The 12,016-nt window shown below is 46.0% G+C and carries 8 protein-coding genes and 1 tRNA gene; 7 read left to right on the forward strand and 2 right to left on the reverse strand.

What is annotated here, in order from left to right; translation table 11 throughout:
- Positions 1–11: 11 nt before the first annotated feature.
- Positions 12–278, reverse strand: coding sequence for an HU family DNA-binding protein (locus tag DW121_RS02735; protein WP_118322988.1), 267 nt, complete (start codon positions 276–278; stop codon positions 12–14).
- Positions 279–481: 203 nt separating this feature from the next.
- Between DW121_RS02735 and DW121_RS02740 the strand changes: the two genes are divergently transcribed.
- The 5 genes from DW121_RS02740 (at position 482) to secDF (ending at position 8,381) form a co-directional block, all read left to right on the forward strand.
- Positions 482–1,165, forward strand: a complete 684-nt coding sequence (locus DW121_RS02740; protein ID WP_187119999.1) for a rhomboid family intramembrane serine protease — start codon at positions 482–484, stop codon at positions 1,163–1,165.
- On the forward strand, positions 1,146–2,036 hold the full coding sequence (locus tag DW121_RS02745) for a rhomboid family intramembrane serine protease (RefSeq protein ID WP_117710379.1): 891 nt from the start codon (positions 1,146–1,148) through the stop codon (positions 2,034–2,036). The genes DW121_RS02740 and DW121_RS02745 overlap by 20 nt, the downstream gene beginning before the upstream one ends.
- 9 nt (positions 2,037–2,045) lie before the next feature.
- Positions 2,046–3,146, forward strand: coding sequence for an endonuclease/exonuclease/phosphatase family protein (locus DW121_RS02750; protein WP_117710380.1), 1,101 nt, complete (start codon positions 2,046–2,048; stop codon positions 3,144–3,146).
- 58 nt (positions 3,147–3,204) lie between these two features.
- Positions 3,205–5,289, forward strand: a complete 2,085-nt coding sequence (locus DW121_RS02755) for a M3 family metallopeptidase (protein ID WP_118322989.1) — start codon at positions 3,205–3,207, stop codon at positions 5,287–5,289.
- An 83-nt stretch (positions 5,290–5,372) separates the two neighbouring features.
- Complete coding sequence (secDF, locus tag DW121_RS02760; RefSeq protein ID WP_117710382.1) at positions 5,373–8,381, forward strand: protein translocase subunit SecDF; 3,009 nt, start codon at positions 5,373–5,375, stop codon at positions 8,379–8,381.
- A gap of 72 nt (positions 8,382–8,453) precedes the next feature.
- Here secDF and DW121_RS02765 read toward each other — a convergent pair.
- Positions 8,454–8,525: transfer RNA gene (locus tag DW121_RS02765), tRNA-Arg, on the reverse strand.
- Positions 8,526–8,691: 166 nt separating this feature from the next.
- Here DW121_RS02765 and DW121_RS02770 point away from each other — a divergent pair.
- Positions 8,692–10,539 carry a 2-oxoacid:acceptor oxidoreductase subunit alpha gene (locus DW121_RS02770; protein WP_118322990.1) on the forward strand — a complete coding sequence of 616 codons (1,848 nt, stop codon included), beginning with the start codon at positions 8,692–8,694 and terminating at the stop codon, positions 10,537–10,539.
- Between the two features lie 14 nt (positions 10,540–10,553).
- Positions 10,554–11,558, forward strand: coding sequence for a 2-oxoacid:ferredoxin oxidoreductase subunit beta (locus DW121_RS02775; protein WP_009122165.1), 1,005 nt, complete (start codon positions 10,554–10,556; stop codon positions 11,556–11,558).
- Positions 11,559–12,016 lie beyond the last annotated feature (458 nt).

A 12,016-nucleotide genomic window follows, 5' to 3' on the forward strand; every position in this document is an offset into this window, starting at 1 on the left:
TTATGATCTATTTATTCGATAGTCAACTCCGAACCAGCTCTAAATTTAGCAACCTTTTTAGCCGCAATCTGAATAGACTTTTTTGTTGCAGGATTGATACCAACGCGTCCGGCTCTCTCTGTTACAGAAAAAGTACCGAAGCCAACCAACGCTACTTTATCACCTGCCTTTAATGCTTTTGTTACTGATGCAATAAATGCATCCAATGCTCTTTTTGAATCAGCCTTTGACAAACCGGCTTCCGCTGCCATTGCGCTAATAAGTTCTGACTTATTCATAATACAAATGATTAATTAATTGTTACACAAAAGAAAAATTCCAATGCTACTTCCTACAAAAATAGAGCAAAAATTCTGAATATCAAATAAAAACATTAAAAAAAGGCAGGAAAATAGAGAAAAAAAAGGAATAGGAGTTCCTTTTTCTGTTATAGAACAGAATTTATTCGTATTTTTGCCAAATAAAGCGAAAAAAACAGATTATGAATACTATACCAACAGTAACCAAAAACCTTTTAATCATCAATGTGCTGATGTTTCTCGGCACGCTTGTAGCTCAAAGTTACGGCATCGATTTGAACCAATATTTAGGTTTGCACTTCTTCCTTGCCGGAGACTTTAACGCTGCACAGCTGATTACTTATATGTTCATGCATGGCGGATTTACCCATTTGTTCTTCAATATGTTTGCCGTATGGATGTTCGGCCGTATACTTGAGCAGGTATGGGGGCCGAAACGTTTCCTGTTCTATTATCTTGCATGCGGTATCGGCGCAGGACTTATCCAAGAGCTTGTACAGTACATTCATTACGAAACGGTTCTTTCGGCATACGACAGTGTCAACACCGGATATTCCGTCATCCCCATGGAAGAATACCTCAATATGATGACTACCGTCGGAGCTTCCGGAGCCGTATACGCTATTTTGCTGGGATTCGGTATGTTGTTTCCCAACCAGCCCTTATTTATCTTTCCGCTGCCGGTTCCTATCAGAGCCAAATATTTCGTTATAGGATATGCCCTGATAGAATTATTCTCGGGACTTGCCAACAATCCGAGCGATAATGTGGCGCATTTTGCACACTTGGGCGGTATGATATTCGGCTTCATACTAATAATGTACTGGAAAAAAAAGAACAGAGGAAATGGCTACTATTATAACTGATTTAAAAGAATCATTCCGTAGAGGGAACATCTATATACAACTGATTTACATCAATGCAGGGATATTCATCCTCACTACATTGACAGAGGTTATATTGCAACTCTTTAACCGAAGTCTCGGCGGAGTGTTTGAATGGCTGGAGCTGCCCGCTTCACTATCCCGCTTCCTAATTCAGCCGTGGTCCATCCTGACGTATATGTTTATGCACGCAGGGGTGTTGCATATTCTTTTCAATATGCTTTGGCTGTATTGGTTTGGCGCTTTGTTCCTGAGTTTCTTCTCTGCAAAACATTTACAGGGCGTATATATCTTAGGAGGTATTTGTGGTGGTTTGCTATATATGGCAGCTTACAATATTTTCCCCTATTTCCGTCCGATGACGGACTATTCTTTCATGTTGGGAGCATCGGCATCCGTTCTTGCTATTGTGGCAGCAACCGCTTACCGGGAACCGAACTACCCGATACGCCTTTTCCTTTTCGGAACAATACGCTTGAAGTATCTGGCACTGATTGTTATCGGAACTGATTTATTGTTCATCACTTCCGATAACGCCGGCGGACATATTGCCCATTTGGGCGGAGCATTGGCAGGGCTATGGTTTGCGGCCAGCCTGAGCAAAGGCGCAGATATTACAGCATGGATTAACAAGTCTTTGGATGCTGTCATTTCTTTATTCAGCTTCAAGCCCCGAAAACCTAAGATGAAAGTACATTATGGGACTGACAAGCAGAAAGACTATAACTATAACGCCCGAAAAAAAGCTCAATCCGATGAGATAGACCGTATTCTCGACAAACTGAAAAAGTCCGGATATGAAAGTCTGACAACAGAAGAAAAGAAGAGCTTGTTCGATGCAAGTAAACGATAAAGTGTACGTATGAAGCATTTCGGTAATTTTGTCGCACTTTTGATTTTAGCGATCAATGCTTTATTTACAGGTCTCTTGCTATTAGTAGCATATAGTCCTTATATACAACCGGTATCTCATCCGGTACAATCTTGCTTTGGACTGGCTTTTCCTATTTTCGCATTCATCAACGGGGGATTCCTGATTTTCTGGCTCATTATACAACGATACAAGACAGCTTTACTGCCTTTAATAGGTTTCCTATTGTGCTATTCGCAACTACAGACGTACCTGCCCCTCAATTTTCATACATCCAAACTGCCCGAAGGAAGTGTAAAGCTCCTCTCTTACAACATCATGGGATTTGACGGAGCCAGTAAAAAGGACGGGAAAAACCCGATACTTACATATTTGAAAGAGAGTAATGCCGACATCCTCTGCCTGCAAGAGTATGCTTCCGAAGAATCTTCCCGGCATCTTTCCCAAAAAGATATAGAACGGGAATTAAAAGACTATCCTTACCACCGCATAAATGTTGTGGGCAGTGGCAACGGCTATACCAATAAGATAGCATGTTACTCAAAGTATCCCATCCTATCCGCACGCGTATTGGACTATACAAGCGACTATAACGGTTCCGTGCTGTACGAACTCAAACTGAATGAAGATACAATTACCCTTATCAACAATCACTTGGAATCCAACAAGCTGACAAAAGCAGACAAAGATATTTATGAAGATATACTGAAAGCCCCTGAAAAGGAAAAAGTGAAAAGCGGTGCACAGTTATTGATACGCAAACTGGCAGAAGCCTCCGCCCTCCGCGCCCCACAAGCGGATAGCATTGCAAAGGAGATAGCATCTTCCCGGCATTCGTCTATCATAGTCTGTGGAGATTTCAACGATACTCCCATTTCGTACACCCACCGCATCATAGCACAAAATCTGGATGATGCCTTCACCCAGTCGGGACGCGGACTGGGAGTATCCTACAATCAGAACAGATTCTATTTCCGGATAGACAACATATTAATTAGCAAGGACCTGCAGTCTTATAACTGTACGGTAGACCGTTCCATAAAAGATTCCGACCATTATCCGATATGGTGCTATATAGCCAAACGGCAATAAATACTCTTTAGTACAATATGAAATTATTAATAACTCAATATCTAATACTTTGACATTTATGTTTAAAAGAAGTATCTTAATTTTAGCTGCAAGTTGTATGATGTACTCCTGTGCTACCCAAACGGAAAACAATCCGTTCCTCACCGAGTTTCAAACCCCTAACGGAGTTCCTCCCTTTGATAAAATCAAGTTGGAACATTACGAGCCTGCATTCCTCAAAGGAATAGAAGAGCAAAATGCCAATATTCAGGCTATTATTGACAATACCGAAACACCGAGTTTTGAAAATGTAATCGTTGCTTTCGACAACAGTTCACCTATACTTAACCGGGTAAGCGCCATTTTCTTCAACATGACTGATGCCGAAACCAGTGACGCCCTGAACGAACTTTCCATAAAGCTTGCTCCGGTATTGTCCGAGCACGGAGACAATATTTCGCTTAATCAAGAGTTGTTCAATAAAGTAAAAGCCGTTTACCAACAAAAGGATTCTTTGGGGCTGACTACCGAGCAGCAAAGACTTCTGGACAAGACGTATAAAGACTTTGTACGCTCTGGAGCCAATCTGTCCGCCGAGAAGCAAGCCCGCCTGCGCGAAGTAAACAAACAACTCTCTACACTGGGCATCACTTTCAGCAACAACATTCTGAATGAGAACAATGAGTTCATGCTTTTTGTAGACAAGCAAGAAGATCTTGCCGGACTCCCCGAATGGGTCTGCCAAAGCGCCGCCGCAGAAGCAAAGGCAGCCGGGCAGGAAGGCAAATGGCTGTTCACGTTGCACAATGCCAGTCGCATTCCGTTCTTGCAATACTCCGACAACCGTCCATTGCGCGAAAAAATTTATAAAGCCTACATCAACCGCGGTAATAACAATGACAAGAACGACAACAAGAAAATCATTACCGACATCGTCAGTCTGCGTCTTGAAAAAGCCCGCCTGTTAGGCTTCGACTGTTACTCCAACTTCGTATTGGATAACACTATGGCAAAGAACTCTGCCACAGTAATGGAATTCCTGAACAACCTATGGGGATACGCCCTGCCCAAAGCCAAGACCGAAGCTGCCGAACTCCAGAAATTGATGGATAAAGAAGGCAAAGGCGAGAAACTGGAAGCCTGGGACTGGTGGTATTACACCGAAAAACTGCGTAAAGAAAAATATGACCTCGAAGAAGACCAAATCAAACCATACTTCAAATTAGAGAACGTGCGCGAAGGAGCATTTGCCGTTGCCAACAAACTCTATGGCATTACGCTGACGAAACTCAACGGTATCCCCGTTTATCATCCCGACGTAGAAGTCTTTGAAGTAAAAGATGCAGACGGTTCGCAACTGGGTATCTTCTACGTAGACTACTTCCCGCGCCCCGGCAAAAGCGGTGGAGCGTGGATGAGCAACTATCGTGAACAGAAAGGTGACATCCGTCCGCTGGTATGCAACGTAGCCAGCTTTACCAAACCTGTCGGCGACACCCCTTCCCTGCTCACGATTGATGAGGTAGAAACTCTGTTCCATGAATTCGGTCACGGGCTGCACGGGCTGCTGACCAAATGTAACTATCTGGGTGTTTCCGGTACAAATGTAGTGCGCGACTTTGTGGAACTCCCGTCACAAATCAACGAGCACTGGGCTACCGAACCCGAAGTTCTGAAAATGTACGCCAAGCATTACCAGACCGGTGAAGTGATTCCAGACAATCTCATCGAAAAGATTCTGAAACAAAAAACTTTCAATCAGGGATTTATGACTACCGAGTTACTGGCAGCCGCTATTCTTGATATGAACCTGCACAACCTGACAGACACCAAAGACATCGACGTAATAGCCTATGAAAAAGAGGCGATGGACAAACTCGGATTAATCTCCGAAATAGCTCCCCGCTACCGTACCACCTATTTTAATCATATCATAGGCGGTTATGCCGCAGGCTATTACAGCTATCTGTGGGCAAATGTGCTGGATAATGACGCTTTTGAAGCCTTCAAGGAACATGGTATCTTCGACAAGACAACAGCCGACCTTTTCCGCCGCAATGTATTGGAAAAAGGAGACAGTGAAGACCCGATGACACTCTACAAGAATTTCAGAGGGGCTGAGCCTCAATTAGAGCCGATGTTAAAAAATCGCGGTATGAAGTAAGAATTGTGAAAAAAAAGCTATATTTGCAGCCTTATATACGATAGAAATCAATTAAAAAGTAATCATAATAAACTAAAAGTAACATGCAAAACAAAGGATTTGTAAGGGTTTTTGCGATATTGCTCACATTGGTATGTGTGTTCTATCTCTCCTTCTCTTTTGTGACTCGCCACTATACCAATAAGGCAAAAGAGTTCGCAAAAGGCGATGTGAAAGTGGAACAAGACTACCTCGATTCTCTGTCAAACGAGAAGGTGTGGTTCGGCAATTGGACGCTGAAACAATGTCGTGAAATGGAGATCAGTTTAGGTTTGGACTTGAAGGGCGGTATGAACGTCATCCTTGAAGTATCAGTTCCCGATGTTATCAAAGCATTGGCGGACAACAAGTCTGACGAAGCATTCAACCAAGCACTGGCAACTGCCGCCAAACAGGCTACTACCAGTCAGGACGACGTCATTACGTTATTCATCAGAGAGTATCACAAAGTCGCTCCGGGCGCTTCACTCTCACAACTGTTCGCCACCCAGCAATTAAAGGACAAAGTAAACCAGAAATCTTCCGACGCAGAAGTTGAAAAAGTATTGCGCGAAGAAGTAAAGGCAGCCGTTGACAACTCATTCAACGTACTCCGTACCCGTATCGACCGTTTCGGTGTGGTTCAGCCCAACATCCAGAGTCTGGAAGACAAAATGGGACGTATCATGGTGGAACTTCCGGGTATCAAAGAGCCTGAACGTGTAAGAAAATTATTACAAGGTTCCGCCAATCTGGAATTCTGGGAAACATACAATGCAAAAGACGTTGCTTCATACCTGCAATCAGCCGATGCCAAATTGCGTGCTATCTTGGCAACCACAGAAGATGCCGAAGAAGCGACAGACAGTGTAGCTGCCGAAGCTCCTGCCGTGGCACAAGCTACCAGTACAGCCGACAGTCTCGCCGCAGCACTGAAAGGTGAAAGCAAGGCACAAGCTGCCGATCTCGAGCAAATCAAGAAAGAACATCCGTTGCTGGCAGTTCTTCAAGTGAACCCCAGCGGTCAAGGTCCTGTTGTAGGTTATGCAAACTACAAAGATACCGCCGACATCAACAAATACCTTTCCATGCCGGAAGTTCAGGCAGAAATGCCGAAAGACCTGCGCCTGAAGTGGGGTGTTTCTCCTTATGAATACGATCCGAAAGCCCAGACTTTCGAATTGTACGCAATCAAGTCTACCGAACGCAACGGACGTGCTCCGCTGGAAGGTGATGTAGTTGTAAACGCAAAAGATGAATACGACCACTATGGCAAACCGGCCGTAAGCATGTCTATGAATACAGACGGTGCACGCCGTTGGGCACAACTTACCAAACAAAATGTAGGCAAGGCTATCGCCATTGTATTGGACGGTTATGTATATTCCGCACCGAACGTAAATCAGGAAATCACCGGCGGTAATTCACAAATCACCGGGCACTTCACTCCCGAACAGGCAAAAGACTTGGCAAACGTATTGAAATCAGGTAAGATGCCGGCTCCCGCCCACATCGTACAGGAAGACATCGTAGGTCCGTCTTTGGGACAAGCATCTATCAACGCCGGTATCATGTCATTCGTTGTGGCATTGATTCTGTTGATGGTTTATATGTGCTCCATGTACGGTTTCATTCCGGGTATGGTTGCCAATGGCGCTTTGGTGCTGAATATGTTCTTCACACTGGGTATCCTTTCATCTTTCCAAGCTGCATTGACCATGTCCGGTATTGCCGGTATGGTGCTGTCACTCGGTATGGCTGTGGATGCCAACGTATTGATTTACGAACGTACCAAAGAAGAGTTGCGTGCAGGCAAGGGCGTTAAGAAAGCACTCGCCGATGGTTATGCCAACGCTTTCTCTGCAATCTTCGACTCCAACCTGACATCTATCATCACAGGTATCATCCTGTTCAACTTCGGTACCGGTCCTATCCGTGGTTTCGCCACCACATTGATTATCGGTATCTTGATTTCATTCTTTACCGCCGTATTCATGACACGCTTGTTCTACGAGCACTTCATGAGTAAAGACAAGTTGCTGAACCTGACATTCTCTACGGGTATCTCCAAGAACCTGATGGCAAATGTACATTTCGACTTCATGGGCAGAAACAAACTTTGGATGACGCTGACCGGTATAGCTGTTGTAATTTGTATCGGTTTCCTCAGCATACGCGGTTTGAGCCAAAGTATCGACTTCACCGGTGGCCGCAACTTCAAGGTACAGTTTGAAAACAAGGTAGAGCCCGAACAAGTACGTGAGCTGATTGCCAGCAAGTTCGGCGATGCTAACGTAAGTGTTATCGCTATCGGTGCAGACGGCAAGACCGTACGTATCAGTACTAACTACCGTATCGAAGAAGAAGGTAATAACATCGACTCCGAAATCGAAGCATACTTGTATGAAACTCTGAAGCCGTTGCTGACTCAGAACATCACACTGGAAACATTCATCGACCGTGAGAACCATACGGGCGGCAGTATCATCAGCTCACAAAAGGTAGGTCCGAGTATCGCAGACGATATCAAGGTATCGGCTATCTGGTCTGTTGTACTGGCATTGATCGCCATCGGTCTGTATATCTTGCTCCGTTTCCGCAACATTGCCTACTCTATCGGTTCTGTATGCGCACTGGCTTGTGACACGATTATCATTTTGGGTGCATATTCCATGTTCTGGGGTATCCTGCCGTTCTCTCTGGAAATCGACCAGACATTTATCGGTGCTATCCTTACAGCTATCGGTTACTCAATCAATGATAAGGTGGTAATCTTCGACCGTGTACGCGAGTTCTTCGGTCTGTATCCGAAACGCAACAAGAAAGTATTGTTCAACGATTCACTGAACACAACTTTGGCACGTACCATCAACACCTCTCTGAGTACATTGATTGTATTGCTGTGTATCTTCATCCTCGGTGGTGACTCTATCCGCAGCTTCGCATTCGCAATGATTCTGGGTGTTGTATTCGGTACACTGTCTTCTCTGTTCGTTGCATCTCCTATCGCTTATATGTTCATGAAGAACAAGAAAGACGCAGAACAAGCAGTAGCTGTTGAAGAAGCCAAATAAGCCTTCATATAATAATAAGATAACATAAATAAGAAAAGAGGAAATCTCCTGATGGGATTTCCTCTTTTTTTGTAGCTCCGAGGGGAATCGAACCCCTATCTAAAGTTTAGGAAACTTCTATTCTATCCGTTGAACTACAGAGCCTTTTTGCATACATCCTGCATATAGCAATAGAATGCGGGCACAAAGATAATGTATTCTGCTGATTTTCCGAAAAAAGTTTTGTTAATCCGATTAACTTTACGAAATTTGTCCGTCAACAAAATAACAATGTAACTTTTCTAATATAATACATAGTAATTCGTAAGTTATGGCAAACGACATGATGGTCAAAGAACTGGAGCAAGTGGTAGTCCGCTTCTCCGGAGACTCCGGCGACGGTATGCAACTCGCCGGCAACATCTTTTCAACAGTTTCGGCTACGGTAGGTAATGACATCAGTACATTCCCTGACTATCCGGCAGACATCCGCGCCCCGCAAGGTTCGCTGACGGGTGTATCCGGTTTTCAGGTGCATATCGGTGCAAACAAGGTCTATACCCCCGGTGACAAATGCGATGTGCTGGTAGCAATGAATGCCGCTGCATTGAAAACGCAATATAAGTTTGCCAAATCTACCGCATGTATCATCATTGATACGGACGCATTCCAGAAGTCGGATTTGGAGAAGGCAGCTTTCAAGACAGATGACCCCATCGAAGAAATGGGAATCAAACAGGATGTCATTGCCGCCCCTATCTCCAAAATGGTGAAAGACTGCCTTGCCGACACGGGTATGGACAACAAATCCATGCTGAAGTGCCGCAATATGTTCGCAGTGGGACTGGTATGCTGGCTGTTCAACCGCGACCTGACAATAGCCGAAGACTTCATCCGCGAGAAATTCGCCAAGAAGCCCGAAATCGCAGAAGCCAATATCAAAGTTATCCGCGCCGGATACGACTACGGACACAATACCCACGCATCCGTTGCCCACACTTACAAGATTGAAAGTAAGGTAAAGACGCCCGGACGCTATATGGACATCACAGGCAACAAAGCCACAGCCTACGGTTTCATTGCCGCTGCCGAGAAAGCCGGTTTGAAGCTGTATTTGGGTTCTTACCCCATCACTCCCGCAACCGATGTGCTGCACGAACTCTCCAAACACAAGTCACTGGGCGTAATGACCGTACAGTGCGAAGACGAGATTTCCGGTTGCGCCTCTGCCGTCGGAGCATCCTTTGCCGGAGCATTGGCGGTTACTTCCACTTCCGGACCGGGTATCTGTCTGAAATCGGAAGCGATGAACCTCGCCGTTATTATGGAGTTGCCGCTGGTAGTACTCGACGTACAGCGCGGCGGTCCGGCAACAGGCCTGCCCACCAAGTCCGAACAGACCGACCTGCTGCAAGTGCTCTTCGGACGCAACGGCGAAAGCCCTATGCCCGTACTTGCCGCCACCTCACCGACAGATTGCTTTGAATGCGCCTATATGGCATCCAAAATAGCTTTGGAGCACATGACTCCCGTCGTATTGCTTACAGACGCTTTCGTTGCCAACGGATCGGCAGCATGGAAGTTGCCCAAGCTTGCCGATTATCCCGTTATCGTTCCTCCTTACGTACGTCCCGAAATGCAGGGTTCATGGACACCCTACCAACGTGATGAAAAGACCGGCAGCCGCTATTGGGCTATCCCCGGAACAGAAGGCTTCACCCACATCCTCGGCGGATTGGAAAAGGACAACAAGACAGGCGCCATCTCCACCGACCCGGAAAACCATGACCTGATGACCCGTCTGCGTGCCGAGAAGATTGCAAAAATCGAAGTACCCGACGTAGAGGTAGAAGGCGACAAGGACGATGCCGACCTGCTGATTGTCGGTTTCGGCGGTACCTACGGTCATCTGCACGCTGCGATGGACGAACTTCGTGCAGCCGGCAAGAAAGTAGCCCTCGCCCACTTCAAGTTCATCAACCCGCTGCCCAAGAATACGGCGGAAGTGATGAAACGCTACAAGAAAGTAGTGGTGGCAGAACAGAATATGGGACAGTTTGCCGGATACCTGCGTATGAAAGTAGACGGATTCGTTCCTTATCAGTTCAACCAAGTGAAAGGTCAGCCCTTCTTGGTAAACGAGTTAGTACAAGCATTTGAGGAGATTATCAAAAACTAAAAACGAAAAGAACTATGTGCGAATATACAGCAAAAGACTTCAAGAAAGGGCAACCCCGCTGGTGTCCGGGTTGCGGTGACCACTTTTTCCTCGCATCTCTGCATAAGGCTATGGCCGAAATCGGCGTACCGCCTCATCAGACAGCGGTAATTTCAGGTATCGGCTGCTCCAGCCGTCTGCCCCACTACATGAATACGTATGGCATGAACACCATCCACGGACGTGCCGCAGCCATCGCTACGGGTTGTAAGGTCACTAATCCGGAACTCGCCGTATGGCAGGTGAGCGGAGACGGTGACGGGCTTGCCATCGGCGGCAACCACTTCATCCATGCCAACCGTCGTAACATCAATCTGAACATGATTCTGCTGAACAACCGCATCTACGGTTTGACAAAAGGACAATACTCCCCGACGTCTCCCCGCGGCTTCGTCAGCAAATCATCTCCCTACGGTACGGTAGAAGACCCGTTCCAGCCGGCAGAACTCTGTTTCGGTGCACGCGGACATTTCTTCGCACGTGCCGTAGCCACGGATGCAGCCGGAACAATAGAGGTTCTGAAAGCCGCCTACAACCATAAAGGTACGAGTGTCTGCGAGATTCTCCAGAACTGCGTAATCTTCAACAACGGCACACACGACTCTGTTGCCAAAAAAGAAGACCGCGCCAAGAACGCCATTTATCTGGAACACGGCAAGCCTATGCTCTTCGGCGAAAACAACGAATACGGGCTGATGCAGGAAGGCTTTGGACTGAAAGTGGTGAAACTCGGTGAAAACGGTATTACGGAAAAGGACATCCTCATCCACGACGCTCATTGCGAGGACAACACCCTGCAACTGAAACTCGCCTTGATGGAAGGTCCCGACTTCCCGATTGCCCTCGGTGTAATCCGCGATGTGGAAGCTCCGACTTACGATGATGCCGTACATGCTCAAATCGAAGAAGTATCCGCCAAGAAGAAATACCACAACTTCGAAGAACTGCTGATGACAAATGATACTTGGGAAGTGAAATAACTCTTCACAGAACAGGAATCCAATTTATACTCATACCCCTTCCACCCTCCACATCCCTTTATTCATGGGGGATAGCGAGTGGAAGGGGCTTTTTTATGCCTCTATATCCCCAATAGGTATAGTGAAACATCACAACGCTTCGTTCCAAATACAACGAAGCACGATATAAAACCACGATATACACATAGCAAAACCTCGTTTTCCAGCTGCGGGCTCTATAGTTGCCAACTGCAGGCCGCGCGGTTGCCATATGCGGGCTGTTCGGCCCGCAACTGCGGGACGAAGAAAAGGACGAAGCATTATCACATTTTGCATATGGCAAAACAACATTCTTCATGCTGTTTCCCGGAGAAAAGCACGAAGGGTAACTGTGGAATCATGGCACACATTTGTAGACTTTTTCCACAACTATCCACACCACACATACATATATTATAAGTATTTATAAAAGAATAAAT

Origin of the sequence: Bacteroides sp. AM10-21B (genome assembly GCF_003472565.1) — a bacterium.
Classification (GTDB): Bacteria; Bacteroidota; Bacteroidia; order Bacteroidales; family Bacteroidaceae; genus Bacteroides; species Bacteroides propionicigenes.